At 73.8% G+C, this 26,531-nt stretch carries 23 protein-coding genes; 9 read left to right on the top strand and 14 right to left on the bottom strand.

The genetic code is table 11. The features are described from left to right. Window positions 1–614 precede the first annotated feature (614 nt). Both WME98_RS11620 and WME98_RS11615 read right to left on the bottom strand, forming a co-directional pair. Window positions 615–1,895, bottom strand: coding sequence for a protein kinase (locus tag WME98_RS11620; RefSeq protein ID WP_437951396.1), 1,281 nt, complete (start codon window positions 1,893–1,895; stop codon window positions 615–617). Continuing rightward, the gene (locus WME98_RS11615; protein WP_437951395.1) at window positions 1,889–2,839 is read right to left on the bottom strand and encodes a hypothetical protein; all 951 of its coding nucleotides are present in this window, start codon (window positions 2,837–2,839) and stop codon (window positions 1,889–1,891) included. Before WME98_RS11615 ends, WME98_RS11620 begins: the two co-directional genes overlap by 7 nt. Before the next feature lie 693 nt (window positions 2,840–3,532). Here WME98_RS11615 and WME98_RS11610 point away from each other — a divergent pair. The 3 genes from WME98_RS11610 (at window position 3,533) to WME98_RS11600 (ending at window position 6,455) form a co-directional block, all read left to right on the top strand. After that, the gene (locus tag WME98_RS11610) at window positions 3,533–4,375 is read left to right on the top strand and encodes a hypothetical protein (protein ID WP_437951394.1); all 843 of its coding nucleotides are present in this window, start codon (window positions 3,533–3,535) and stop codon (window positions 4,373–4,375) included. A 402-nt stretch (window positions 4,376–4,777) separates the two neighbouring features. Then, window positions 4,778–5,524, top strand: a complete 747-nt coding sequence (locus WME98_RS11605; RefSeq protein WP_437951393.1) for a hypothetical protein — start codon at window positions 4,778–4,780, stop codon at window positions 5,522–5,524. 319 nt (window positions 5,525–5,843) lie between these two features. Beyond that, window positions 5,844–6,455 carry a hypothetical protein gene (locus WME98_RS11600; RefSeq protein WP_437951392.1) on the top strand — a complete coding sequence of 204 codons (612 nt, stop codon included), beginning with the start codon at window positions 5,844–5,846 and terminating at the stop codon, window positions 6,453–6,455. Between the two features lie 79 nt (window positions 6,456–6,534). On the opposite strand, the gene WME98_RS11595 is transcribed toward WME98_RS11600, so the two are convergent. The 3 genes from WME98_RS11595 to dnaB form a co-directional block, all read right to left on the bottom strand. Beyond that, window positions 6,535–9,471, bottom strand: a complete 2,937-nt coding sequence (locus tag WME98_RS11595; protein ID WP_437951391.1) for a CehA/McbA family metallohydrolase — start codon at window positions 9,469–9,471, stop codon at window positions 6,535–6,537. A 38-nt stretch (window positions 9,472–9,509) separates the two neighbouring features. Next, window positions 9,510–9,938 carry a hypothetical protein gene (locus WME98_RS11590; protein WP_061623130.1) on the bottom strand — a complete coding sequence of 143 codons (429 nt, stop codon included), beginning with the start codon at window positions 9,936–9,938 and terminating at the stop codon, window positions 9,510–9,512. 182 nt (window positions 9,939–10,120) lie between these two features. Beyond that, window positions 10,121–11,623: a replicative DNA helicase gene (gene dnaB / locus WME98_RS11585; protein WP_437315074.1), complete on the bottom strand. Its 1,503-nt coding sequence runs from the start codon at window positions 11,621–11,623 to the stop codon at window positions 10,121–10,123. Window positions 11,624–12,080: 457 nt separating this feature from the next. Here dnaB and WME98_RS11580 point away from each other — a divergent pair, with 457 nt between their 5' ends. Continuing rightward, a complete protein-coding gene (locus WME98_RS11580) occupies window positions 12,081–13,010 on the top strand; it encodes a PfkB family carbohydrate kinase (RefSeq protein ID WP_437951390.1) in 930 nt (309 codons plus the stop codon). Window positions 13,011–13,156: 146 nt separating this feature from the next. Here WME98_RS11580 and rplI read toward each other — a convergent pair whose 3' ends face one another. From rplI to WME98_RS11550, 6 genes are all read right to left on the bottom strand, one after another. Further along, entirely contained in the window at window positions 13,157–13,609 is a 453-nt protein-coding gene (gene rplI, locus WME98_RS11575; RefSeq protein WP_061629313.1) for a 50S ribosomal protein L9, read from the bottom strand. A 10-nt stretch (window positions 13,610–13,619) separates the two neighbouring features. After that, window positions 13,620–13,940, bottom strand: a complete 321-nt coding sequence (rpsR, locus tag WME98_RS11570) for a 30S ribosomal protein S18 (protein ID WP_012239546.1) — start codon at window positions 13,938–13,940, stop codon at window positions 13,620–13,622. A gap of 2 nt (window positions 13,941–13,942) precedes the next feature. Continuing rightward, entirely contained in the window at window positions 13,943–14,482 is a 540-nt protein-coding gene (rpsF, locus tag WME98_RS11565) for a 30S ribosomal protein S6 (RefSeq protein ID WP_437951389.1), read from the bottom strand. 112 nt (window positions 14,483–14,594) lie between these two features. Continuing rightward, window positions 14,595–15,266 carry an aminoacyl-tRNA hydrolase gene (pth, locus tag WME98_RS11560; RefSeq protein ID WP_437951388.1) on the bottom strand — a complete coding sequence of 224 codons (672 nt, stop codon included), beginning with the start codon at window positions 15,264–15,266 and terminating at the stop codon, window positions 14,595–14,597. 138 nt (window positions 15,267–15,404) lie between these two features. Continuing rightward, complete coding sequence (locus WME98_RS11555; RefSeq protein WP_437951387.1) at window positions 15,405–16,094, bottom strand: 50S ribosomal protein L25/general stress protein Ctc; 690 nt, start codon at window positions 16,092–16,094, stop codon at window positions 15,405–15,407. 213 nt (window positions 16,095–16,307) lie between these two features. Beyond that, window positions 16,308–17,270, bottom strand: a complete 963-nt coding sequence (locus WME98_RS11550; RefSeq protein WP_437333413.1) for a ribose-phosphate pyrophosphokinase — start codon at window positions 17,268–17,270, stop codon at window positions 16,308–16,310. 158 nt (window positions 17,271–17,428) lie between these two features. Here WME98_RS11550 and ribF point away from each other — a divergent pair, with 158 nt between their 5' ends. From ribF to WME98_RS11535, 3 genes are all read left to right on the top strand, one after another. Further along, window positions 17,429–18,430 (top strand): riboflavin biosynthesis protein RibF, encoded by a 1,002-nt coding sequence (ribF, locus tag WME98_RS11545; protein ID WP_437951386.1) that lies wholly within the window; start codon window positions 17,429–17,431, stop codon window positions 18,428–18,430. Window positions 18,431–18,461: 31 nt separating this feature from the next. Further along, complete coding sequence (locus WME98_RS11540; protein ID WP_437951385.1) at window positions 18,462–21,014, top strand: tetratricopeptide repeat protein; 2,553 nt, start codon at window positions 18,462–18,464, stop codon at window positions 21,012–21,014. 168 nt (window positions 21,015–21,182) lie between these two features. Continuing rightward, a complete protein-coding gene (locus WME98_RS11535) occupies window positions 21,183–22,163 on the top strand; it encodes a hypothetical protein (protein WP_437951384.1) in 981 nt (326 codons plus the stop codon). Between the two features lie 9 nt (window positions 22,164–22,172). Here the strand turns inward: WME98_RS11535 and WME98_RS11530 are convergent, their stop codons facing one another. From WME98_RS11530 to WME98_RS11520, 3 genes are all read right to left on the bottom strand, one after another. Continuing rightward, entirely contained in the window at window positions 22,173–23,105 is a 933-nt protein-coding gene (locus WME98_RS11530; protein WP_437951383.1) for a hypothetical protein, read from the bottom strand. 16 nt (window positions 23,106–23,121) lie between these two features. Next, window positions 23,122–24,555, bottom strand: coding sequence for a protein-disulfide reductase DsbD family protein (locus WME98_RS11525; RefSeq protein ID WP_437951382.1), 1,434 nt, complete (start codon window positions 24,553–24,555; stop codon window positions 23,122–23,124). A gap of 64 nt (window positions 24,556–24,619) precedes the next feature. Continuing rightward, window positions 24,620–25,318, bottom strand: coding sequence for a tetratricopeptide repeat protein (locus tag WME98_RS11520; protein WP_437333409.1), 699 nt, complete (start codon window positions 25,316–25,318; stop codon window positions 24,620–24,622). Between the two features lie 407 nt (window positions 25,319–25,725). Between WME98_RS11520 and WME98_RS11515 the strand changes: the two genes are divergently transcribed. Beyond that, on the top strand, window positions 25,726–26,106 hold the full coding sequence (locus WME98_RS11515; protein ID WP_437333408.1) for a hypothetical protein: 381 nt from the start codon (window positions 25,726–25,728) through the stop codon (window positions 26,104–26,106). Then, window positions 26,094–26,438: a hypothetical protein gene (locus tag WME98_RS11510; RefSeq protein WP_437568496.1), complete on the top strand. Its 345-nt coding sequence runs from the start codon at window positions 26,094–26,096 to the stop codon at window positions 26,436–26,438. Before WME98_RS11515 ends, WME98_RS11510 begins: the two co-directional genes overlap by 13 nt. Window positions 26,439–26,531 lie beyond the last annotated feature (93 nt).

The following is a 26,531-nucleotide window of genomic DNA, read 5'->3' as shown; positions in this document are numbered from 1 at the left end:
GCGAGCATCGCTGAGCCGCTCCCGGAACTCGAAGCGACCGGAGAGGCCCGGCGGGCATGATCCGTCAGGATCGGGTGCGATGCACGTCAATCCGTTGAATGAGGCAAAGTATCCTGGAACCCACGGGCAAGCTCGCGCAAATACCCCGGTAAGGGGCGGCGGGGTGAGCTGCTCCGAGGGCTCGCATCGGGGGGCCACCGTTGGCGGAGCGAGGGTGATCGAAGCAAGCTCCTCATCCGGGACGAGTGGACGGGCTTTGATGCACTCCCCTCGTTGGTACTTTGCGGTGTCGAACTTGACCGAGATCCCTTCGTCTGCGCATAGCGCCGCCTCGTGGGCCACAAACTCGGACGGCAACAGGCATCGGGCAGGTCCACAACTGCACGTCCCGCACTCTTCCTGATGGCTCGCAGACACATCGGCCCATCCGTCCCAGTAGTCCAGCCGGCCCAGGGGACATGGTGGAGGGTTCGGGTCCGAACCAGACCAAAGCAGTACCGAGTGATCCTCGGTTCGGGGTACGGGAATTTCGAGGCCTTCACCGCAACCGAGCAGCGCAGCCGCACCGAGGGCAAAGTAAGATGTTGATCGCATCGTGAACCCCTCCCCCTCGCTCAGTATTGGTGCTTCCCGCAAACGAGGAACCCGTCACAGACATCGCCGTCCTTCGACGGCGTGTTCATGGCCTGCCGCGTGACCGCGTCCTTTCGGTTCGTGACGGAGCGAGGCGCGACGGGCGGCGGCGCTCGCGGTGCATCGGACGGCCGCGGGGGAGGCGGGGTGGTGGCTCGGAGGGCTGCGCCCTGAACGAGCCGCGCCAGGTGCGGCGCTGCGACGCTGCGGGGGGGCTGCTCCCACCGGAGGAGGAGCGCTCCCGAGCTCCCGAGCAAGAAGGCGAGCGCGAGCACGGCACCGAGCTGGCGCGCGGGGGAGCGTCGCTCAGGGGTGCCGCTTGAACGCGGAGGGGCCGAGGGCGTCGGCGCTACCGGCAGCACCGGAGAACACGGAGGGGTCGAGGGCGCCGGCGCTACGGGCGGGCTCGGATCGAGCAAGATCGGAGCGAGGTCCGGTAGGTCGGGCGCTGAGGGCAACGGCGGTGCGACTGGAGGCGCGTTGGTGGCGTGGTCCCGCGCGTCCCGCGGCGGTACGGCGCTCTTGAGCGTGTCGGGCGTGTCGGGAGGTCGTGGCGCGGCGAGCGGCGGCGCGCTGGTGACGTCGCCCCGCGGCGGCATCACGCTCTTGACCGTATCGGGCGCTTCGGAAGGGCGCGGCGTGGGGAATTCGCTGGCTCGTCCCCCCGCTTCACCCGAGGCGAACGGCTTCGCCTCGTCCTCCTCCACGGAGATCGGCGCTCCCTCGGCCGGCTCGCACCGAGCGCCGGACGGCTCCGCGAAGATGGCCGTGTGGGGAAGCTCCGGCGGTCCGCCGAGCTCTTCCCACGCGCGCGCGAAGGGCGTCAGGACGGAGAGCACCTTGCCGATGCTCGGCTGCCGCCGCTTGGGGTTCTCCTCGAGGGCCGTCTGGATCACGGCCTGAAGCAGCGGAGGGAGACCGCTGGGAAAGCTCGGGGGCGTGGTCCACGGCGAGAGGGCGCGCTTGCACAAGAGCTCGTGCATGAGCGTGCCGAAGCCGTAGACGTCCGCGCGGGGTCCCAGCCGACCCCCGGAGAGGAGCTCCGGCGGTGCGTACCCGTACGGGTCGTGACGCGCTTGTTCCGCGCCGAGCTGAAAGAGACGGACAAAGCCGAAGTGTGTGATCGCGTTTCGGCCATCGCCCACGACGAAGACCCGGTCTGGACTGAGGGCGCCATGGAGGAACGAGAGCTCATGAGCGCGCGCAAGGCAGCGCCCGACGTCGATCACCTGGCCTTCCCAGAGCTCGCCGGCGGCTACCATACGAGCCTGACCTCCGCGCCGGCGCCTCGCGGGCGGATCTCGGCCTTCCGCGGCCAGACGACGTAGACGACCGTCGCGGCGCCGAGCGCTGCGCCGGCGACGAGCGCAGCCGAGCCGAAGCCGCGGAACAGGCTCGCTCGACGGTCGGCCGCGTGAGCGTCGTCGTGAAAGCGGCGGAACTGCGCGCTGCTCGGGCGCATCGAGCCGTCGGTCATGCGAGCCACCTTGGCGGCCGCTTCGCTCTCCGCGGCGTCGCCGGCGACGTGAAGCCCGACGCCGGCGCCGAGCAGGGCCGCCGAGGCGGCCGCGCCAGAGCCGATGATCCAGGGGTTCGGCCTGGAGCGCGCCGGCGCGATCGGAGCCGGTACAGGGGCTCTCGAGGCGGCCGCCTTCGGGGTCTCGAAGGCGAGCGAGACGCGGCGCGACTCGCGCGCCGCCACCTTCACGAGCGCATGGGCCACCTGCCCCTGCTTGCCCATCGCCGTGACCTCGTGCTGGCCAGGCGTGACGAAGACGGGGCCGCCCGCGCTCACCTCGCGGCCGTCCACGAGCAGCCGCGCCGTGCCCGGCGGGGGGCTGATGTGCAGCTCGGCCACCCGCTGACGAACGGCCGCCAGGGCGGCATGTCTCACCTCGTAGCGGCGGCGCTCGATGTCGTTGGTCGGCGCGGGCATCTGCTCGACGCACGTCTCGAGCTCGGCCGCGGCCTCCTCGAGGCGGTCGAGGCCGAGATCGAACACGCCGAGCTGGCAGACGGCCATGGTCATGGGCTTGAGCGCGTTGACCCGCGCCCAGAGCTCGCGGGCCCGAGCGAGATCGAGCCGCTTGGCGGCCCTCTCCGCCTCGTCGATGAGCTCCTGGACCTCACGATCCAGCGCAGAGGGGTCCGCGGCCGCGGTCTGGACGGGGAACGTGGAGGCGAGAGCGACGGCCAGAGCCGCCACTCGCCGAAGAGGGTCCCGTAGAAGAGGGGCACGCACGGTTCACCTCGGCGCAGACGAGGGGGACCACGACGCCGCGCTGGCCTATCCGGCGCGGCGTCGCCTTTCTACCACCGCGACGACGCGGTCGAGCGTGCAGAAGCGCCACGCGTTTCGCACAAGGGGCCGCGCTGTGCATTGCGATGGCGCGCGGAGATTTCTCGCCTTCGAACGCGAAAAGCTCCGCGGCAGGAGCCGTCACCCGTCGCTGTCGTGCTCGCGCGAGGGGGCGTTGCTGTGCAAAGGACTCGAAGGCAAGCGCGATCGCGCCGGGCGCAGAGCGCACCGCGCGCAGGGAGGTTCCCGCCCCGAGCGGTTCACAGCCGTCGCTCGGATGCCCGCGGCGGGGTCTCGACCAACCGGGAGGCTCGTCGGGAGCCGGTGGACTGGTCGGGACCGCTTCGTTTGTATGAAAAAATTCAATTTCTTTGGTTGGGACCTTCATTCAGACCTGAAAAGATCCCCCCGCGATGGTTGGCGACCTCGCCTCGGCCTCGTAACGAGCGCCGGGATTGGTCGAGACCTTCGTGGCATCTCCTTTTGGGCCGGCCGGATTGGTCTCGAGCCGTCGGAAACCGGCGGGTCGCTTGACGGGCTCGTCCGCCTCGCCGTCTCCTGCCTGGACACGCTGTACCCCGGTCAAGGAGGTCGACTGCGATGTTGAAGCACCTGATGATCGAAGAGATGGTGGCGCTCGTGTCCCCGTGGGTCGAGAACGCGCAACGGAAGCGGCTGTTCCTCTCGATCCCCGAGATCGCCGGCCTGCACCCGAAGGTGGCCGATGCCTATGAGGCCGTGATCGCGGTGCGCCCGAGCAAGGCAGGGCCGTCGGCCCAGATGAGCGTCTTGAACGACGAGCTCGGGCGGGTCGACGTGCGCCATGATCACCTCGCCAGGGCCGTGTGCTGGGGCATCGACGCGCACCGCGAGCATTGCCTCGGCGCGGACCCTCCAGACAGAGAGCGCGCCGCGGCCTGCGATCAGGTGCAGGCGAAGCTGTTTCCGGGCGGGCTCAACATCCTCAAGGCGTCGCCGACCGCCGAGGCGGGCAACACCGCGCGCATCGCCCGGCTCCTCGACGAGGAGCCGTCGATCGGCGAGTTCCTGAAGGGGATCCCGGCGCCCGGGAAGACGACGCTGCTCCACACGACGCAGCGGTGGATCAAGGCGGGCAAGGAGCTCGAGGCGATCGAGCACCGGCGGGACGAGCTCGCCGCGAAGGAAAAGACGGCGCCGGTGACCAAGGCGACGATCGCCGCCGCGCGCAGCCAGTGGTTCCGGGCCGTGTCCGCGGTGCTCGCCAACCTGGAGCTCTCCGACGCGCCGATCGAGGCGATCGAGACGATCCGCGGGCCCGTGCTGAAGGCCTCGGAGCGGGCCGGCAAGCGGTATGGCGGGACGTCCGCGGGCGAGGGGGCGAGCCAGGAGGAGCCGGGGGAGACGGCGGTGGGTGAAGCTGAAGAGGAGGCGGGCGCCGGGGACGGCGAGCTCGTGAGCTGAGCCGCCGCTGCGGGCGCCGGTGAGATCAGCCGCCGCCGCAACCCCGGTCGGGCGCCGCAACCTCGGTCGGGCGGGCGCAACCCCGGTCGGGCGCCGCAACCTCGGTCGGGCGGGCGCAACCCCGGTCGGGCGCCGCAACCTCGGTCGGGCGGGCGCAACCCCGGTCGGGCGCCGCAACCTCGGTCGGGCGGGCGCAACCCCGGTCGGGCGCCGCAACCCCCACGAAGACAACGACCGTCAGCCTCGGGCCGTCCCTGGCGATCGACTCGACCGCCGTTGTGTGGTGCCGTGATCCGCGATCGCGTGATGGGGGCGGATGGGCACGATTGATTTCCCACCGCGACCCGAGCGAGGGCCGCCCCTGGCCGCTCCTGGGCTACGCTTCGGCGCGTGGATGGTGACGTGCAGGCGTGGAAAGCGTCGATCGCCGCGCTCTACGCCATGACGCGTGGCGACCGCCCGCTGGGCCCCGTCGAGGGCTGTCCGTGCTGCGTCTCGCCCGGCGAGGCGCGCGCGCTGCATCAGGTCGCGCGCGAGTCCGCGCCCGCGGAGGCCATCGGGCGCTTTGCGTTCAAGGCCATGACCACGTGGGGCGAGCCGCGCGATTTCCGCTGGTTTCTCCCCCGCGTCCTCGAGCTCATGGCGATCGAGCAGGTCGGCGCCCTCTGCTTCGAGATCGTCGCGGGCAAGATCCTGTCGGCCGGCTTCGCCGCGTGGCCGGAGTCCGAGCGCGAGGTGGTGCGCGCCGCCTTCGCCGCGCTCTTCCGGCTCCGGCTCGGTGGCGGAGCGAGCGTTCAGGCGATCGACCTCGCCGCGTCGTGCGCGCTGCTCGGCGTGGACCTCCGGCCGCTGCTCGAGGAGCTCGCGCTGCGGGCGCTCGACGACGCGGCGGCCGCCGAGGTGTACGTCGAGCTCGCGGAGTCGGTGGTCTGCCGGCAGGGCGCCCCGGCGACCGGGGCGGCCCACGGACGCGCCGCGACGGCCGAGGCGGCCCTGTCCGGCTTCTTCTGGAGCGAGCCGACCCTCACCCACGTCGAGCGGCTGTTCTTCCGCTTTTCCAATGGGCGGCTCGGCGAGCGGCTGTCCCTCGTGGCCCAGTGCCTCGAGCTCGCCGGCGACGCGGGGGGCCTTCCAGGCGCCGGGCCGTAGCAGCGTTAGACCATGTTACCGAGCGGCGTGGAGCGGCGAGCGCGGTCGGACATGGGCGCGCGGCCATGAGCTTTGCGCATCGACAAACCCCAGGATCGCCCGCGAACATCGTCAAGGCGTCGCCGACCGCCGAGGCGCGCAACGCCGCGTGCTCTGCCGTGGCACCGAGCCCTAATAACCGCAGAAACCACAGCAATTCCGACGAATTGCAAGTAATCGCACGCCGGCTGTCACGAATGCCCGCCGAGCGGCCTAGAGGGGAAAGGAGCTCGATACGTCCATCGTTCCCCTTTCCCCGAGGCGCTGGCCACTGCCAGCCATGTCCCTGGGCCTCGGCGTGGCCGCTTGCGCCGCCTGTTGCGCGATTCCTTTGCTGGTCATCACCATCGGCGCCGGTGGGCTCGGCGCCCTCGTCGCCTTCGGTGAACCGATCGCCTTCGGCCTGGTGGGCGTTGGCGCGGTGTTGACGGTCGTCGCCCACCTCCGCCGCTCGGAGAAACGCCAGGCACCCTGCGCCGAGACGGGGGCGTGCTCGATCGACGGCGCATGCGGCTGCCGTGCTCCGGATGCGCGTACGCCGGATCGGAACGATCCCACCATCAGCTGCACCCTTTCTGGCGAACAGATGCCGGAGCGCCTCGACGAGTTCCGCGCCCTCCTCGCGCGCTCTCTCGTCCGGCGCGAGCGCTTCGACGGCGGCTTCGTCTGGACCTTGCGGGCAGATCCAGGCGTCGAGGAGGAGGCGCGGGCGCTGGCCGCCAAAGAGCAAGCCTGCTGCTCGTTCCTCCGATTCGACATCTCGTCCGATGGGCAGGAAGTCGTGTGGAAGGTCACGGCGCCCGCGTCAGAAAAGCCTCTCCTCGAGCTGCTCTACAGCACGTCCGATGGCCTGACGTCCCCCGCCGCCCCGCCGCCCAGGCTCAACGCATAGGGCTCGGCGCCCTGCGCAGCGGCTCGTCCGGCGCTGAGCGCCAGAGCAGCTCGCCAGCCGGAGGACCGGTGAAGCTCGCTCACGGCGCCGCCGCGCGACCGAGGGACCGGCCATCGCCGTCGGCGTCGATCCAGAGCGGCGCTGTCATCGCGAACGGCAGGATCCCGCCCGGATCCCCGGTGAGCACCGGCTCGAGCGGCCGCTGCCCCCGCACGATCGCCACCACGAACGTGTCCTCGGCGACGGCGATCACACCGCGCCCGCCCTTCCCGCTCCGCCCGTCGCCGCCCGCCCCTCCGACGCGGGCGCCCTGCCGCGCCGCCCCTCGCCCGCCGCCCGTTCCAAGCACCACCGGGATCTCGACCTCGTCGAGAAGCGCGCCCGCAGCCGTGGTGCGCGCGCCCTCCAGCGGGATCGCCTCGCCGCTCGCGACGCCGCCCACCAGCACATGCAGCTCCCGCGCGTCGACCCAGGGCGCGCGCTCGATCCGGATCGAGAGCGTCCGCGGCCCCCCGCGCGCCCCGCGCCGCACCGAGGCGACGCCCCCCTGGCGCGCCTCGCCGAGGCGCATCGTCACGAACGGCCCGTTCGTGATCACGACGTCGCGCCGCCGCCGCAGGCCCGCGACGAGGTCCCCCACGTCGAGCCGCCCCGGATCGTCGCCGGCCACCGCGACGTACGTGCGCGGCGTCCCCGCCTCCGCGCCGTGCAGCCCGTGCGTGTCGCTCGTCGCCGTCGGCGTGATCGGGCGGGACGCGCGGAGCAGCGCCCAGAGCTCCTCCAGCGCCCGGTCCCGCGCGGCCACCTCGCGCCCGGTCCACACCTCGAGCGCATCCGCGCCACCACCGTCCCCGACGAGCTGCGCGAGCTGGCGCGCTCCCTCCTCCGGCGCTTCCTGCGGCGCTCCAGAGCCGTGCAGCGGCGAGCCGCCGCCGTGGCGCCGGCTCAGCTGGACGACGCGCTCGCCGGGCAGCGCGCGCACCTCGCGGAGGAGCTCGCCCGCGGTCTCGTCGCCCCACCGCAGCGCGCCCTCGCGGGGCGCGGCCGCCGCTCCGCCGAGCGGGAACACGCTGAGGCTCCCGAGCCCGGCGCCGCCCCGGCCGCTCGTGAGCTCGATGCCCGGCAGCATGCGCAGCTGCGCGTCGAGCTGCAGGGCGGCCACGTCCGGCTGGAGATCGGCGGCGAGGTTGTGCTCGGTCGCCACCGCGCACTCCACGCCCTCCGCCGCGCTCCAGGCGAGCCGCACCGCCGAGGCGATGCCCGCGTCGGCGCTCCGCGCGGTGTGCTGCCGCAGGTCGCACGCGATGTAGCCCGACGTGTCGACCACCCGCTGGAGCGTCAGCGCGAGCGGCGACCGCGCGCCGTCGGCGATGTCGACCGTCGCCTCGGCGAGCGCGTACTCGGGCCCGCGCGAGGCGACGACCCGGATGCGCCCGGGCGGCAGGGGAAGATGGAGCTCGCCCCCGAGCGCGAGCCGCGGCGGCGATACGGCCTTGCCGGTCGCGGCGTCGAAGAAGCCGACCTTCACCGGGATGAGCGGGCCGAGGAGGTCCGGGGCCGCGGCGGGCGCCTGTACAGCGGCGGGCCCCGTGGCAGTGGCGGGCCCCGTGGCAGCGGCGGGCCCCGGGGCAGCGGCGGGCCCCGGGGCGCCGCGCTCCTCCACCCGGAGGTCGAGCTGGCCGACGCCGGAGAGCGCGAGCCGCGCGGGGGCGATCTCGCCGGCGCGGACCTGGACCCGCGCGGTCCCCAGCGCCCGGCGGCCGCTCCCCTCGAAGCCGACCAGGTAGAGGCCGGGCGGCGCCTCGGCGGCGAGCGGCTCGCGCTCGCCGGTCCGCAACCACAGGTCGAGCGCGCCGTCGGCCAGCGCGGCCGCCGCGCCGGCGGCCGGCGCGGCGCCCTCCTCGGCGACCGGCGTCAGCGTGGCCCGGCCGGCCATGGGCCGGAGCGGCGCGCCGCGGGCGTCTACGAGCTCGAGCGCGACGCCGCCGGGCGCGCCCCCGCCGAGGAAGAAGAGCTCCGTCGCGACGGCGAGCGCGTCGCCGCGCGGCGCGATCGCGAGGATCCGCTCGTACGCGGCGCGCCCGCCCGGCGGCAGCGCCGCCTGCCGCGCGAACGTCGCGTCGCTGAAGCCCGCGCCGCTCCGCGCGCGGATCATCCCGCCGCCCGCCGGGACGAGCGCGTACGCGACGCGGGAGCCGACGCCGGCCAGGTACGGCGCCTCGTGCTCGCCGCGCAGCCCAGGCGCCGCGCCCGGCGCGGCGTGCTCCGCGGCGCCCCAGTGGACGACGTCGCCGAGATCGAGCGCCTCGACCGGGCGGTCGCCGTCGTTCTGGAGCGACGTCGCGATCACGACCGCACGGCCGCTCGGCGCGAGCGTGTAGCGGGTGGTGACGGAGAGCGCGCCGCCCTCGAGCGCGCGCCCGCGCACCTCGCCGCGCGCCTCGATCCACGCCGCGCCGCCCTCGCCGGCGCCCGTGGCGAGGTCGCGGTAGATCACCTGCCGCGGCGGCGCGCCGAGCCGGGGGACGATCTGCCCGAGCTCGTCGCTCCGCTCCCGCGCATCCGCCGCGTCGATGAGGTGGCCCCCGCCCTCGGCCAGGCCCGTCCCCGGGCCGAGCTGCTCGATCACCACCGCGATCTCGTCGTTCTCGAGCACGTAGTCGCCCGGCCGCCCCGCCGCGAGCGGCCCCGAGAGCGCGTCCGCGGGCGCCGCGATCCGCCGGACGCGCGCCGGCCGCGCGGCGACCGCGTCGCCCGGGCAGAGCGCGCCCTGCTCGCCGCCGCCGTGCCCCCACCGGCAGAGCATGCCGAGCCGCTCGGCCGCGCCGGAGGACACGGCGACGCTGCCCCCCTGCACCGGCGGCGCGCAGCCGGCCGCGGCGAGCGCGAGCGCGGCGAGCCCGGCGCGCCGCGGCGCGCTGGACGCGCTGGACGCGCTGGACGCGCGGGGCGCGGCGCGTCGCGCGCGCGGGGGGCCGGCAGGGGAGCGAGGGGGCATCTCGATCGAACGGATCATCGGTGCTGTTCCGATGCGCGGTCGCGGCGGCGCTTGGGTCAGGAGCGCTCGGTGGCGAGGACGACGAGGGAGGCGATCCCGAGGCAGACGCCGAGCGCGCGGCGGGCGGTGAACGCCTCGCCGAAGAGCAGCGGCGCGAACAGCGCGGCGAGCGCCACGCCGCCGGCGAACACCATCGGCCCGGTCGCGGACACCGGGCCGCCCATCCGGAGCGCGGTGAAGACGAGCGTGGTCACCCCGCTGATGAACAGGCCGGACGCGCACGCCCAGAGCACCCCCGGCGCCGTCGGAGGCGCCTCCGCGCCCGGGCGGAGGACGAGGAAGACGAGGATCCCGGCGGCCGCGGTGCCCTCGATGCACAGCGCGCCGAGGGCGTCGCCGACGCGGCCCGCCGCCGCGCGCAGCATCAGGTAGTGCCCGGCCATGCAGACCGCGGCGAGGAGGGCGGGGACGTACCAGACGGACATGCCGCGCACGCTAGCGCGGTTTTCGCCCGTCGCTGGCACATGCGTTCCAGAGCGGCGGTCACCCGCACAGGAGACGGGTCCAGCTCGGCGTTTTCGGCGCGGAAGCGCACGGAAGGGCGCTGAGCACCGAAAACGTCGAGATGGGCCCGTATCCGAAGCGGGTGCCCGCCGCTCTCGGCGGGCTACTCGTCGTCCACCATGTCCGGGTAATCGCCGGGCGCGAGGTTGTCGAACCGGGTGCACGACGAGGTGAACCGCGTGAGCACCTTGCCCGTCGGCCCGTTGCGCTGCTTGGCGACGATGAGCTCCGCGATGCCTTTGTGGTTGGTGGTCTCCGGGTTGTAGTACTCGTCGCGGTAGATGAAGATGATGTTGTCGGCGTCCTGCTCGATGGCGCCCGACTCGCGGAGGTCCGACAGCTGAGGGCGCTTGTCCTTGGTGGTCCGGGTCTCGACCGCGCGGTTCAGCTGCGAGAGCGCGATGACCGCCACCTTGAGCTCCTTCGCGAGCTGCTTGAGCCCGCGGGAGATCTCGCTGATCTCCTGCTCGCGGCTGCTCACGCCGTCGCGCCCCTTCATGAGCTGCAGGTAGTCGATGACGACGAGTCCGACGCGCCGCCCCGAGTTGCCGTCGCTGGGCGGCCGGTCGTACTCGGCCTGGATGCGCCGCACCTTGGCGCGCAGCTCGAGCAGGCTGATCGCCGGCGTGTCGTCGATCCAGATGGGCAGGGTCGACAGGAAGGACGCGGCCTCGGTCAGGCGGCGCCAGTCGTCGGGCTGCAGGAAGCCCTGGCGGAGCTTGCCGACGTCGACGCGGCCCTCGCTGCAGACCATACGTGTGGCGAGCTGCTCGCGCGGCATCTCGAGCGAGAAGACGGCGGCGCCGAAGCCGGGCTCGTGCCGCTCGATGCCGTGCCCCGCCTGGTCGGGGCCGGGGGAGCTCACCGTGCGCGGCGACGCCACGTTCACGGCGAGGTTGAGGACGAACGACGTCTTGCCCATGCCGGGGCGCGCGGCGACGATCGAGAGGTCGCCGTCGTGCAGGCCGGCCGTCTTGGCGTCGAGCTTCTCGAAGCCCGTCGAGATGCCCGTGATGCGGTCGCCGCGCTCCGCGGCCGCGGTGATCTGCTCGAACGCGGCCTTGAGCACCTGGGCGATCGGCTGCGTCGACGTCCCCTGGGGCGTGCGCGCGAGCTGGTAGACCGCCTGCTCCGCGCCGTCGATGAACTCCTGCACCACGCCGACGTCGCCGTACCCCTCGGCCGCGACGCGCTGGCACGTGGCGATGAGCTGGCGCACGCGCCACTTCTCGTAGACGACCCGCGCGTGCGCGCCGACGTGCGCGACCGCCGGCGTCGCGTCCGCGAGCTGGGCGAGGTACGCCGCGCCGCCCACCTGGGCGAGGCGCTCCCGGTCGCGCAGCCAGGAGGCGACCGAGACGATGTCGATCGGCGTGCCGCCGGACGCGAGCTCCTGCGCGGCCTCGTAGATGCGGCTGTTCGCCTCGCTGTAGAAATGATCCGCCTTCAGGATCTCGAGCACCCGATCGAGCGCGTCGCGGTGCAGCAGGATGGCCGACAGCACCGCCGCCTCGGCGTCGAGGTCGTGCGGCGGTACCCGTCCGGCGACGATGGGAGGCTCGATCCTCTGGGGCCGCTGGCCGCGGCGCTCCATCATTCTCATCATCCGTGCATCTCCTCCCCACCGATTGCCCCCATCCCGCCCCGAGCTTTTCCACAGGTGCCGAAATGGGCGACGCCCCGAAGGCGCAGCGGTCCTTCGGGGCGTCGGGTGCAGGGTCGAGTTCCGTCTATCAGAACATGGGCCGCGCTGAGAAGGTTTTGTGTTTGCATTGCAGTGAGCGTTCGTGCGGTGGGCATCTCAATGCAGGTTCCACGTTCGAGGGGCGCTTGGTCTCGCCGCGACGCGGGGGCTCGCCGCGACGCGGGGGCGCGGCGCGGCGCGGCGGCGCCGCCGGCGACGAGGTATGGAAATTGAGCAACGCCGGTCTCATCGCCATTTCCTTTCCCGCTTGACTCAGCTGCGATGACGCTTCGCTCCCGGGCATGCGCCGTCGCGGGGAGCCGCCATTGTGGATCACAAAACGCGTCAAACAAGGATTGAACCCACCGAGGTGATCTGCGTGGGTGAAGCGCTGTGGGACCTCTACGCGCCGGAGGGCATTCCGCTCGAGCAGGCAAAATTGCTGCGCCGCGTCCCGGGGGGCGGGGCGGTGAACACCGCGATGGCGCTCGCCCGGCTGGGCGTCCCGTCGGGGGTGTGCGCTGCGCTGGGCGACGACGCCCTGGGGCGCGGGCTCAGGGACGAGGTCGCTGCGGCCGGCGTCGATGTGGGGCGGCTCGCGCTGGGCGCGGCGCGGACCGGCCTCATGCTCGTGGCGATCGCGCGGGGCGAGGCGCGCTTCGCCGGCTACCGGCAGGGCGAGCTCGAGGCGCGCGAGCTTGCCGCGGCGCTGCCCGCGCGATGGCAGACCCGGGTCGTGCACTTCACCGGGATCGCGCCGGTGCGCGGGGCGATCGGCGCGATCGCGCGGGCGGCCGCGGCTGCTCGCCGCGAGGGGTGCGCGGTCTCGATCGACGTCAACGCGCGCCCGCGGATGTGGCCGCGCGCCGGGCGCGGGGCCACATCCGCGGGGGCCGGCGCCGGCGCGGCGGCGCCTGCGGGGGCGGGCGCCGGAACAGGCGACGGCATGCGCGGCTGCTTCCGGCTGTTCGCGCAGGCGGATCTCGTGAAGTGCAGCACCGGCGACCTCGAGGTGCTGGGGACGACGGCGCGCGCGCTCCGCGAGCGGCTGCGGCCCGAGGCGACGCTGGTCGTCACGGACGGCGCGCGGGCGACGCTCGTGCTCGGCCCCGAGGGCGAGCGCGCGGTCGCGCCGCGCCCGGTGCGGCCGCTCGATCCGACGGGCGCGGGCGACGCGTTCTGCGCCGGGATGCTGGCGAGCCTCGCCTGGGAGGCCCGCGAGCGGTGGGCCGATCCGGCGCTCATGCTGCGCGCCGTGGCGCGGGGGCACGACGTCGCGCGGGCGTGGGTGAGGCGGAAGCGCGGGTGAGGGGGACGCGAGCGCGCGGGCGAGCCGCGCGTGGCGGACGAGGTGGAAGCGCGGGCGAGCCGCGCGTGGCGGACGAGGTGGAAGCGCGGACAAGCCGCGCGTGGCGGATGAGGTGGAAGCGCGGACGAGCCGCGCTTCCGGGACGCCTACTTGGCGGCGACCGTGACCTCGACCGACGCCGTGATGGACGGGGCGAGGCGGAGCGTCACGGTGTGGGCGCCGAGCGTCTTGATCGTGTCGCTCTCGATGCGGCGACGGTCGACGCTGAAGCCCTGCGCGGCGAGCGCCTCTTCGATGTCGCGCGCCGTCACCGAGCCGTACAGCTTGTCGCCCTCGCCGACCGGGCGGCTGATGGTCAGCTTCACCTGGTTCAGCTTGGCCGCGAGCTGCTCCGCCTCGGAGCGCGTCTTCGCGGCGCGCGACTCGGCGACCCGCTTCTCGTGCTCGATGCGGGACACGTTCTCGGCGGTGGCGCCCACCGCGAGGCCGCGCGGGATGAGGTAGTTGCGCGCGAAGCCGGGGCGAACCTTCACGAGCTCGCCGCTCTTGCCGACGTTGTGGAGGTCCTCCGTGAGGACCACATGGATGTGGGTTGCCATGATCGACCTCCTACGCCGTCACGGTGAACGGCAAGAGCGCGATGTTGCGCGCGCGCTTGATCGAGAGCGTCACCTTGCGCTGGTGGCGCGCGCAGTTGCCGCTGATGCGGCGCGGGACGACCTTGCCGCGCTCCGAGATGAAGTACTTGAGCGCCTGCGGGTCCTTGTAGTCGATGACCAGCGCCTTGTCCGCGCAGTAGCGGCAGACGCGCTTCCGGCCCGTGCGGCGGCGCCCGGGGGCGTCCGCGTTCAGGTCGGGCGTGCGCCCGAAGTCGCGATCGTCGTAGTCAGCGCCGCCGTTGCGGCCCATGTCGTTGTTGCGGCCGTTCATCGTCAGCTCTCCTCCTCGTCGGCGGCGCCTTCCGCCTCGCCCTCTTCAGCCTCGTCGATGTCGCCCGCCGGGGCCGCCTCGGAGCTGCGGTCGACGCGGCGCTCCGGCTCGATCAGGCCGAGCTGCCGCTCGCGCGAGTCGTCGCGGTCGTCCTCGATCGGCGCGAGCTCGAGGCGCTCGAACTTCACGTCCTCGTCGGCGACCGTGAGGCCCTGGACCTCGACGTCGTTGCGCACGAGCACCGTCTGGTACTTCAGCACGCCGTCGGCGAGGCGCAGGTTGCGCTCGACCTCGGAGACGACCTTCCCGCCCCCGAGGTACTTCAGGTAGACGTACACACCGCGGCGGTGCTTGGCGATGTCGTACGCGAGGCGGCGGCGCCCCCACGTCTCGACCTTGGTCAGACGACCGGCCTCGCGGGTCACGACCTCGGCGAGGCGCGTCCCGATCCGCTCGGCGCCGTCGGCGTCGATGTCGGGTCGCAGGATGTAGATGGTCTCGTACTCTTTGGCGCGCCCGGGCGCCGTTACCTGTCGGCTCATTCTTCGGTCTTCCCTCTCGGCCTGTGGCCCCGGGGCGACGCCCCGGAGCGAGGAAAGGAGCAGCTTGCCGAGCGTCGCGAGCGCGGGCTCGACAACCTGGCTCCGTCGAGGATCAGGGCTTCTGCGTCGGGGGGAGGGGACCCCTCTCTCCCTTCGCGGCAGGGGTCGGGTCTGTCGACCCGTCCCCTTCGCCCTTCTGCCTCTTGCCCGGCTTGGGCCGGGTGTTTCGAACGTTCATCGCGGCGTCGAAGCCGCGGGCGGCGACTTCTAGCACACTTTGGACAGCTTGCTTCAAGCAGTCGGGCAAGCCCGCGCGCTCTACCGCGTCGAACCCCGACAGCACGTAGCCCGCGACCTCGCCCCGGTAGCCCGGCGGCGGCCGCCCGATCCCGAGGCGGACGCGCCCGAAGTTGCCCGTCCCGCAGTGCGCGATGATCGAGCGCAGCCCGTTGTGCCCCGCGTGCCCGCCGCCGACCTTCAGGCGAACCGTGCCGAACGGCAGGTCGAGCTCGTCGTGCAGCACGATCAGCGAGGACGGCGCGACCTTGAAGAAGGCCATCGCCGGCTGAACGCTGCGGCCCGACTCGTTCATGTAGGTCATCGGCTTGAGCAGGATCGCCGGCTGCCCGGCGATCTCCGCCTTCGCGTGCACGCCCGAGAACTTCTCGCGGAACGGATCGGCCCGGACCTCGTCGGCCAGCGCGTCGATGGCCATGAAGCCGACGTTGTGCCGGTGAGCGGCGTATTCCTTGCCCGGATTTCCCAGGCCGACCACGAGCAGCATGGCGAGCGGGTTCTGCTGGATCCCTGGAATCCTTGGGACAGAGGCGGGCTGCGGCGCGCGGGGGCGCGGCGCAGGGCGGGGCGGGCCGCGCGCGCCTCGGGGGACCGAGGCGAGGGGCGGCCCGCGCCCAGGCCGGGGCTACTTCTTGTCCTTCTTGTCGCCCGCGGGGGCGGCGCCGCCCTTGGCGGGGGCAGCCGCGCCGCCGGCAGGCGCAGCGGCCGCAGCGGCCGGCGCGCCGGCAGCCGGCTTCGCCTCGTCCTCGGCGCCCGCCTTCTCGGGCGCGTTGACGACGGCGATCGTCTGGTCGTCGGCGAGCAGGGCCTTCACGCCCTCGGGCAGCTTCAGCCCGCTCGCCTTGAACGACTCGCCCATGTCGAGCTCGGTCACGTCGATCTCGATGAACGACGGGATCTTCTCGGGCAGGCAGCGCACCGGGATCGTGCGGAAGATCTGCTGGAGGATGCCGCCGGTGACCACGCCCTTCGGCTTGCCCACGGTGCGGAAGGGGATGTGCACGTCGACGGGCTGGTCGAGCTTCACCTGGATGAAGTCGGCGTGGACGAGCTCCCGCGAGATCGGGTGGTAGTCGTAGTCGCGCACCATGACGGTGAGCGTCTCGCCGTTTTCGATGGCGAGCTCGACCACGGAGTTCTTGCCGTGGTCGGAGCCGAGCACCTGAAGGAGCGCCTTCGGCGAGACGGCGACCGACAGCGGCGCGAGCTCGCGCCCGTAGGCGATGGCGGGAATCTGTCCGGCGCGGCGCAGGCGGCTCGACGCGCTCTTGCCGCTCTCCTCGCGCCTCGTGGCGTTGAGCTTGATGATCTCCATGACGACGGCTCCAGAAGTGATCCGGAGGCCCGCGGTGCGCGGTCCACTCCGGCGTAGGGTGCGGCGCTATAGCAGAACGCGAAACGGAAAGTCGAGCCTTCGTCGCCGGGCAGCGGCGTTTTTGTGGCGGGAGCGCGGGCGGCCTGCGCCACCGGGGTTCCTTTCGCGAGGTTGCGCAAGGTTCCGCCGGTTCCGCCGGATGCGCGCCGCCGGTCAGACGAAGAGCGAGCTCACCGAGTCCGAGTGATGGATGCGGCGGATCGCCTCGGCGAGCAGCCGCGCCACCGAGACGACCTTGAATTTACCGGACGCCCTCGCCTCGTCCGAGAGCGGGATCGAGTTCGTCACCACGACCTCGGTGAGGGGGGAGTCCTTGATGCGCTCGACGGCCGGACCGGACAGGACCGGGTGCGTGGCGCAGGCGGCGACGCTCTTGGCGCCCTGCTTCATCAGGGCGTTGGCCGCGTTCACCAGGGTGCCGGCGGTGTCGATGAGGTCGTCGAGGATGAGGCAGTGCTTGCCGGCCACCTCGCCGATGATGTTCATGACCTCGCTCTCGTTCGCCCGCTCGCGGCGCTTGTCGATGATCGCCAGCGTGCCCTGGAGGCGCTTCGAGTAGGCGCGGGCCCGCTCGACGCCGCCGGCGTCCGGCGAGACGATGACCACGTCCTTGCCGTAGTGCTCGCGGAGGTGGTGATCGAGCAGCGCCGGCATCGCGTACAGGTGGTCGAACGGGATGTTGAAGAAGCCCTGGATCTGCCCGGCGTGCAGGTCGAGCGCGACGATCCGGTTCACCCCGGCGGCGACGATGAGGTCGGCCACCAGCTTCGAGGTGATCGGCGTCCTCGGCGCGACCTTCCGGTCCTGCCGGGCATAGCCGTAGTAGGGGATGACCGCCGTGATCGAGCCGGCCGAGGCGCGGCGGAGCGCGTCGACCATGATCAGGAGCTCCATCACGCTGTCGTTCACCGGCGAGCAGGTAGGCTGCACAACGTAGGTGTCGACGCCGCGGACGTTCTCCTGGATGACGCAGAACGTCTCCCCGTCGGAAAAGCGCGACACCCGCGACTTCCCCATGGGTTGCTCCAGGACCTGACAGATTTCCTGGGTAAGTGCGAAATTGGCGTTGCCGGAGAAGATACTTACTCTCTTGAACACGGCGCGCCTCCAGCCCATTTAGGGGAGCGCGGCTCTATCAGCCGGACATGGGGCCGTCAAGCGGCTCTGTACATCGGACGCTTGGCTGTACATGCGTATCGTGCCGGGGCGGCTCCCCTGGCGCTGGCTTGCCCACCGGCTTTTCGTTGGGCGGTGCTTCGGGTTAGGTAGCGTCTGTGGAGTATTTTGCTGCCGCCGCTGGCGGGCAGGGCGGGCGCGCCGCGGTCGGGCCGCGGGGCAGCCTCGTCATCATCGGCAACTTCGACGGCGTCCACCGGGGGCACCAGGCGCTGCTCGCCGACGCGGCGCTCGACGCGGAGCGGCGGGGGCTCTCGCCGGTGGCGCTCACGTTCGCGCCGCACCCGGCGAGCGTCCTTGGCCGGACCCCGCCGCCGACGCTGACGGCGCTGCCGCGCAAGATCGAGCTCATCCGGCGCGTGCAGCCGGCGATCCGGGTGGACGTGGTGACGTTCGATCGCGCGTTCGCGGCGCAGACGCCGGAGGAGTTCGTGCGGCGCGTGCTGCTCGATCGGCTCGCCGCGCGCGTCGTCCTGGTCGGCGCGAACTTCCGGTTCGGCCACGGGCGCGCCGGGGACTTCACGACGCTCGGGCGCCTCGGCGAGGATCTCGGCTTCGAGACGCGATCGCACCCGCTCGTGGGCGACGCCGAGGGGGCGTGGTCGAGCACCCGCGTCCGCGCGGCGATCGCGCGCGGGGATCTCGAGGCGGCCGAGCAGATGCTGTCGCGGCCGCACATGCTGTCGGGCGTGGTCGCGCAGGGGGCCAAGCGGGGCCGGACCATCGGCTTCCCCACCTGCAACCTCGACGAGATCGAGGAGGCGCTCCCGCCGTTCGGCGTGTACGCGACGCTCGTCGATCGGGTGACGCCGTCGGGCCGCGCGACCGCGCTCGCCCGCGGCGTGGCGAACCTCGGCGTGCGGCCGACGGTCGAGCCGTCGAAGCAGGCGCGGCCGAACCTCGAGGTGCACCTGTTCGACATCGACGAGGATCTCTACGGCGCGGCGCTGCGGGTGCACCTCGTCGCCCGGCTGCGCGAGGAGCGGCGGTTCTCGGGCCTGCCGGAGCTCAAGGCGCAGATCGCGCGCGACGCCGAGGCCGCGCGCGCGCGGCTCGCGCCGCTCGCCGCGGATCCGGCGGCGGAGGGCGCCTTTCGGTGAGCGGCCGCGCGCCGGTGGGCGCGCGGCGGATGTGGTAGCGTCCACGGCGATGGAGCGCCGGGAGCTCGACGGGCTGACGCGGGAGGAGCTGATAGCGCGCGCCGAGGGCCTCGGGGTGCCGCGGCCGCGCGTGCTCACGAAGGCCGAGCTCGTCGACGAGATCCTGGCGCGCACCGCGCAGGGGGAGCCGGAGCGGGCCCGGCTGCGCGGCTTCCTCGGGCGGGCGCGCGATCTGCTGTCGCGCGTTGTCGAGCGCGGCCTGCACATGCCGGAGACCGCGCGCGCGCTGCGCGGCGAGGCCCCGCCCGAGCAGTGGCCGCCGCCCCCGCCGCCGCCGCGGGCCACGACGACGCTCGCCGAGATCTACGCGTCGCAAGGGCACACGGACCGGGCGATCGCCGTGCTCGACGAGATCCTCGAGCGCGATCCGCAGCACGAGGACGCGCGGCGGCTCCGGGAGCGGCTGATCGAGCAGGCGCAGCGCGCGCAGGGCGAGGGTGCGGAGGCGCGAGGGGAGGGGGCAGGGGACGCGGAGGCGGAGGACGCCGAGGCGGAGGACGCGGAGGAGGCCGGGGCCGAAGGAGCGGAGGCGGAGGAGGCCGGGGCCGAAGGCGCGGAGGCGGAGGAGGCCGGGGCCGAAGGCGCGGAGGCGGAGGAGGCCGGCGTCGAGGCCGCCGACTCGGAGGAAACCGGGGCCGAAGCCGCGGAGGCGAAGGACACCGGCGCAGAGGCAGCGAAGGACGCCGGCGCAGAGGCAGCGAAGGACACCGGCGCAGAGGCAGCGAAGGACGCCGGCGCAGAGGCAGCGAAGGACGCCGGCGCAGAGGCAGCGAAGGACGCCGGCGCAGAGACCGCGAAGGACACCGGCGCAGAGGCAGCGAAGGACGCCGGCGCAGAGACCGCGAAGGACACCGGGGCCGAGGCAGCGAAGGACTCCGGATCGAGCGAGCATCCCGAGGCCCCCATCGCGGGCGAGCAGGATCGTCAGCCCGAGCCCGTTCCCGAGGCTCCCGACCTCGAGCCGGCGCAGCCGCCGCGAGATCCCTCTCCCGCGGACGCTCCAGCGCCGGCGGTCATCGCGGAGCGCGTCGTCGCGGGTGCGGCGCCGGGCCTCGCCGCGGCCTTGCAGGACGAGCGTGCGGAGCTCCCGGCGCGGTACGACCTCGACGAGGTCGTCGGCCTCGCGGTCGATCCGGAGACGCTCTACGTCTACTGGGAAGTGCGCCCCCGGACGCTCGCGCGAGCGCGCGCGCGCCGCCCGGGAGGGCAGCTCGTGATCCGCGTGGTCGCGGTGCTTCCGAGCTGGGAGAGGCCGGTGGTCGAGCAGCGGGATCTCGCGATCGACGCGCTCTTCGGCGACATGTTCGTGCGCGACATCCCGGCCGGCTCGCACCTCCGGATGTGCACGGGCTGGCTCGACGGCGACATGTTCGAGCCCTTCGCGGTGGGCCTGGAGGTCGCTGCGCCGCGCGCGGTGCCGCTCGCGCCGAGGCCGCCCGCGCCGGAGCCCGGCGCTGCCGCGCAGGCGGCGCTGCTGGACGAGATCCCGGCGGACCGCCCCGCCGGACCGACGCGCGACGCGCAGCCACACCTCGAACGCGCCGGCGGCGATGCGCCGTCCGCGGCGTCCGGCGCGCTCGACGCGGCAGCAGCGTCGCTGCCCGCCTCGGGGGCGAGCGGTCAGGCTGGGGAGAGCGTCGCCGCGGCGTACGCTGCGGGGGCGGGCTCCGTGATCGCTCCTCCGTCGGCCCCGAGCGCGCCGGCCGCGAGCGGCGCCGCGCAACCCGGGGCGGCCGAGGCAGCGCCCGTCGCCGGCAGCGGTGTGGCCACGGCTGCCGCACCCCCCGCGGCCCGCGATGTCGCTGCGGCAGCCGCCGCGCCGGCCGCGGCCCGCGACATCGCTGCGGAAGCTGCCGCGCCTGCCGCGAGCAGCGACGCGACCACCGAAGCTGCCGCGCCGGGCGCGAGCAGCGACGCCGCTCCCGGAGCCATCGAACCAACCCCGCTCGGCACCCCCGCGGCCGACGCTGTCGTGCCCGACCCCAGCGCGGCGATCGCCTTGGAACCAGCGCTCGCCTCGCCGAGCGAGGGGCCGCCGCGCTTCCCTTCGGGCGCGACGCCGACCGCGGAGGCGCTCGCGCGGGCGGTCGCGGCGACCCGCGAGCCGCCCCGCGAGGGGCCGCCGCGCTTCCCCTCGGGAACGGCGCCGACCGCGGAGGCGCTCGCGCAGGCGGTCGCGGCGACCCGCGGCGGATCGAGCGACCTGCTCCGGGGAGGCGGCGGCAGCGCCTGGCCGGGGTCCGTCGGCCAGCCCCACGCCAGCGAGGCCTTCCGGCGCGCCGACGCCGAGCGGCCTCGATCCCTCGGCGGCGCGAGCGAGCTGCGCGGCGGCGCGAGCGAGCTGCGCGGCGGCGCGAGCGAGCTGCGCGGCGGCGCGAGCGAGCTGCGCGGCGGCGCGAGCGAGCTGCGCGGCGGCGCGAGCGAGCTGCGCGGCGGCGCCGAGCGGCCTCGGTCCCCTGGCGGCGGAACCGAGCTGTGGCGGAGCTTCGCCACCGCGGCGCGCCCGCCCTCGGGGAGCCGCTGAGCGAGCAGTGGTCCACTTTGCCCAGAGAGAGTCCCCATGAAGGCGGGAAGATCATTAAGAGTTTCTTCCCGCCTTCCCGCCTTCATGTTCAAATTTGACCACTGCTGCTGAGCGAGCCGGACGACCCGCTCACGCAACTGGCGGCGCGCGGCGGTCGACCCAGCTCGCGTGCAACCGAACCACCGATCCCTCGCCACCCCCGTTCTCTCCCTCCTCGGCGCGCTCGCCTGCGCCCTGTCCGCGCCCGAGGCGCGCGCCGAGCTCCCCTTCGACGATGAGCCGACCGCGCTCGACCCGCGCGTGGACCGCCTCGACGCCGCGCCCCACGAGCTCTGGGCTCCGTCCCCGGGGCGCGCGCAGCCGCTCTGGGTCTCGCTCCAGCTCGGGCTCGCGCGGCTCGAAGGCGGCGAGCGCTCCCTCAGCGGCATGCTGCTCGCGAGCATCCCCCTGGAGCGGCTCTCCGATCGCCCTGGCGTGCCCCCTCCCTCCGCCATCGCCGAACCCGAGGCGCCGCGGCTGAAGCCTGCGCCTCCGAGCCCGCCCCGCGCGGCGCCGGCGCCCGATCCCGCGGAGGCGCCCCCCGCGCCGCCTCCCGCGCCGCCGCCGGCCGAGGTCGAGCCGCCGCTCCCGCTGCCGGTCCGGGTCACGCCGGCGATGGCCCGCGCGATCGTCGAGGCGGCGCTGCGGCAGTCGCGCCTGCTCGACCCCGAGGCGCGCATCGACGCCATCGCGTCGCGCGCCCGGACGTCGTCGCTGCTCCCGGAGCTCCGGCTCCGCGTCTCGCGCCTCGTCGACGAGGCGGAGAACCTGGCCCCCACCGAGTACGATCCGGCGCGGAGGACGGCCTCCGGCGGCACGAGCCTCTGGCTCGAGGCGCGCGCGACCTGGCGGCTCGATCGCCTGCTCTTCGCCGACGAGGAGATCGCCCTGGAGCGCCTCCGCCGCGAGCGCGCCGAGCTGCAGGCGAAGCTCACGGCGCGCGTGCTCGAGCTGCTCTTCGCCTGGCAGCGCGCCGTCGCGCTCTCGGCCGATCCGGGCCGGAGCCCCGAGGAGCGCCGCGCCGCCGCGCTCGCGGCGCTCGAGGCCGAGGCGTCCCTCGACCTGCTCACCGGCGGCTCGATGACGCGCTGGCGCGCCGCGCGCGAGTGAGGCCGCGCGCTACAGGATGGTCTGCGAGAGCGTCACCTTGCGCCTGCCGGTCCCGGTGTCCCCGTCGGCGTCCGTGACGGTCACCTCGACGTCGACGACCTTCCCGAGCAGCTCGTCGATCGTCCGCTCCCCGTCGAGCCGGAACCGAAGCCCGGCGAGCTTGCAGTAGCCGCCCTCGTCCTGGTCCAGGGTGAAGATGACCCGGAGCGGCTCGATGGCGTAGTCGAGCTCGGGCACGGCGCCGTTCACCACCGTGATCGAGCCGGACTGCCGGAGGTTCTTGAGCCGGATGGCGACGAAGATGTGGTAGCCGCCCTGCGGTCCGGCCTCCACCTGGACCTCGTCGAGATCCTCGAGCGCGAAGTAGTCGGCCTGCCCCTCGCCGACGACCACGACCGGCTCGCCCCCGCCGGCCGGCTTGCAGGCGTCCGGCACGGCGTCCGCGCTCCACGAGTCGCTGTACGGCTCGAGCCGCCGGGGATCCACGTCGGGGGCGCTGCAGCCGCCGGCCACGCAGGTCTGCGGCGCCGGGCACGTGGGATCCCCCGGCGCGACGGCGCACTCCTGCTCGAGGCGCACGCGGAGCAGCAGCGTGCGGCCGCCGATCACCCGCGTCGACGCGGCGCGCACGAGCAGCGGCCGCTCCGCGTCCTCCGCCCCGAACGCCTCCAGGGAGATCTCCACCGGCGTCCCGTCCTCGAGATCGCGGAAGAAGAGCTCCCGCGGGAAGAACAGCTGCCCGCTCTTGTGCGTCATCACGTCGTCGCGGAGCACCTCGCCGCCGGCGCGCAGGACCATGCGCAGCCGATCGAGCTCGACGCCGGCGCGCAGCTCGCTCGTCAGGCCGATCACCACGGTCCCGGTGGTCGGTCGCGGAGCGCCGCCGCAGCCGGCGAGGATCAGGGAGCAGAGCGCGAGGGCGGCGAGCAGGGAAGGGCGCATGGGCGGTGGCGCGCCGCTACTCGATGCCCTCGAGCGCCGCCAGGAACACGTCCGGGCCGACGAAGTCGTTGAAGCGCTTCCGCTCGGCCCCGGTCGAGTCGTAGATCACCACCGTGGGCAGGCCGACGACCTTGTACTTGCCCTTCACCGCGTCGACCTGCGGATCCTCGTCGTCCGTCGCGTCGACCTTCACCGCGACGAAGTGCGCCGCCTTGGCCATGACGCGCGGATCCGAGAAGGTGTCCTTGTCGAGCTGCTTGCAGGCGCCGCACCACTCGGCGGTGAAGTCGACGAGCAGCGGGCGCTTCTCCGCCTTCGCCTTCGAGACGGCCACCGGCTCCTGGTGCAACCACGTGAGCTGCCGCGGCGCGGCCTCGCCGGCCACCGCCGACGGCACGGGCGAGGCGAGCCTCGGCAGGTCCAGGCTCGCGACGAGCAGGAAACCCGAGGCCACCGTGAGCGCGATCCCGAGCCCCTTGCGGGCCTTCACCCCGGCGCCGCCGTCGTCCCAGGACAGGTGCACCGCGCCGAGCAGGAGGCCGACCACGACCAGCCCGGCCATGATCGCCATGAACTGCGGCGTGGGCTGCGCGAGCGACGACAGCGCCGGGAACGTCGTCTTCAGGAAATACAGCGCGACGACCAGCATCACGATCCCGAAGAACGACTTCACGCCGAGCATCCACTTGCCCCCCTTCGGCAGCGCGACCGCGAACGCGCCGACGAGCCAGAACGGCAGGCCGAGCCCGATCGCGAAGGTGGCGCCGACGAGCGCCCCGAGGCCGATGCTCTGGGTCTTCCCGATCCAGAGGATGATGCCGGTGAGGACGGGCCCGGTGCACGGCGCCGCGACGAGGCCGCTCACCAGCCCGAGCAGGAACGCGCCGCCGTAGCCGATGCCGCCGACCTGCGAGAGCCGCTGCATCAGCGAGTCGGGCAGCGCCATGTCGAACGCGCCGAACATGGAGAGCGACATCGCGATGAACACCCCCGCGATGCCGACGATGACCCACCGGTTCGAGAGCACGCTGCCGAACAGGCTGCCCGTGAGCGCCGCGACCACGAGCATCGTCGTGAAGAGCACGACGATCCCGAGCACGAAGCTCGTCGAGAGCAGCATCGCCTCGCGCCGGGACTTCGCCTCCCGCGCCCCGAAGATGCTCACCGTGATCGCGATCATCGGGTACACGCAGGGCGTGAGGCACGTGAGCAGGCCGCCCGCGAGCGCGGCGAGCCCCGCGAAGGCCGGGCCCGCCTGGAGGCCGCGGGTGAACAGATCCGGCTGATCCGCGGCCAGGGCGAGCGCCGGGGACGCGAGCACCGAGAGCGCCGCGAGCGCCGCGAGCGCCGCGAGCGCGCGCCCGGGCGCCCCGGCCGCGCCGTCCGCGCCCCGTCGACCAACCGCCGGGGCGGCGCCGGCGCTTCCCTTGAAACGAGTCGAAGCGGTCATCACGGAGGTTCTATAGCAAAGCGATCGCCCCCGTGCGGCGCGCGGCCGTCCGTTCAGGCCGGCATCAGCGCTTCGGGAGGGACGCCAGCGTCTGGCGCGCGGCCTCGATCTCCCCCCCGAGCGCGATCGCGACCGCGGCCCGCCCCGAGGTGCTCCGCTGTACGAAGGCTTCCAGGTATTTCTTGGCCTCGTCCCAGCGACGGTCGAAGTAAGCCATCTGCCCGAGCACGAAGCGCCCGTACCCCTGGCCCGCCGGCACCTCCGAGAGCCGGTCGATCAGCGCGCCGAGCCCCTCCACCGTCTTGCCGCTCTCGCACTGCACCACGGCGAGGTGCCCCTGGTAGAGCGGCTTGTCCCGCGTGCCCCAGCGCGCCGCGCGCGTGAGCGCGCCGATCGCCTCGTCGTACCGCCGCGCCAGGTGGTAGACGCTGCCCAGCGTCCACCAGTGGAACGCCCGCCGGCTCGCCGGCCCCGTGCGCGCCGCCAGCCGGAGGTGCCCCACCGCCCCGTCGATGTCCCCGAGCGCCTGCTTCGCGCGCGCCGCGTCCTGGTGGGCGACGTCGCGCAGCACGCCGAGCGAGAGGACCTGCTCCGCCACCTCGGCCGCCCGCTCGAAGCGGCGCGTCTCGAAATAGGCGAGGTAGAGCTGGCGCAGCAGCATCGCCTGCGTCGTCCGGTCGAGCGGCCCCCGGAGCGACAGCCCCCGCCGCGCCCAGAGCGCCCGGGAGCGCGGCGTCTCCGCGCCCAGCGCCCGCCGCAGCATCTCCTCGGGCGTCAGCGTCTTCGCCGGCGCGCGCCGCCGCGGCGCATTGCTGGGCCGCTTCTCTCGTGGAGCGTCCCGCCCGGCGTCCTCCCCGCCACCCGCAACGACGCTGCCCGCAACGGCTTTCGCCGTCGATTTCGTGCGGCGCCCCCCAGAGCCCGTACGGACGGATCGAGCGCCGTCCACGCTGTCACCGTGCTCGCTCGCCTTGCGCACAGAAAGCAATCGTAACAGACCTGCACACGCGTTCCAGCAATACGCGAGGTTTCCATCTTGACTCGGGCCGGAGAGCGTTCCGGCGCGCCCAGGGCCGGCGCCGGGCCGGCGGGCGTCGGTTTCTGGCCGGGTTCCGGCCGGGAGCTGGACCCGGGTTGCGCCCCACCGGGCGTGGCGCCATCGTCGCGGCCATGCGTCGCCGCCCTGGCTCAACTTCCCTTCTGCGGAGGCGGCGTTCCGTCTCCACGGTCACCGGCTGTCCGCGTCGGGACCGGCTCCTTTGGCTCGCGTCGTGTCTGGCCCTCGTCGGCGGCGCGTCGCTCGCGGCCGGGTGCGGGCACCCGGCGAGCCGCGACGAGTGCGAGGCCATCTTCAAGCGGAGCGCGGAGATCGAGCTCCGGGCCCAGAACGTCGTCGACCCGAAGGTCGTCGAGGAGCGCACGGCGGCGGTGCGGGACGCCCGCGGCAAGGAGCTCATCGACCGGTGCGTCGGGCGGCGGATCACGGACGCCGCCATGGCGTGCGTCCGGCAGGCGGCCACCCCGGAGCAGGTCGATACGTGCCTGGAGTGACGCGGCCGGCGACGCGCGCGGACGTGCTGGCGACGCTGGCGATCGTGCTGCTCGTGGTCGGGGTCGTCGCCGGGCGCGCCGCGCTCCGCCGCCTCTCGCCGCGCCCGACCCCCGAGGCGTGCGCCGCGCTCCTCGACCGCTATGTCGAGCTCGCGCTGCGCGCGGCCACGCCTGAGCCCGCCGTGTCCGAGGTGGCCGAACGGCAGGCGATGGCGCGGGCGGCCGCCGGCGAGCGCGGCTTCGTCCGCTGCGAGGCCGACCTCACCCAGGCGGAGGTGGCGTGCGCCCTGCAAGCGGGCAATGCGGACGACCTGGAGCGTTGTCTGCCCTGATCCGACCGGCGCGCTCGGCGCCAGCCCCGTCGGCCGCGGAGCGGACGCCGGCGTGCGGAGCGGGGCGGAGCCCCGAGGGGACCCGCCCAGCGG

Origin of the sequence: Sorangium sp. So ce296 (assembly GCF_051529605.1) — a bacterium.
In the GTDB taxonomy this organism is placed as follows: Bacteria; Myxococcota_A; Polyangia; order Polyangiales; family Polyangiaceae; genus Sorangium; species Sorangium cellulosum_D.
The sequence above is the reverse complement of the archived record's forward strand: the minus strand, read 5'-3'. Positions and strand labels throughout refer to the sequence as shown.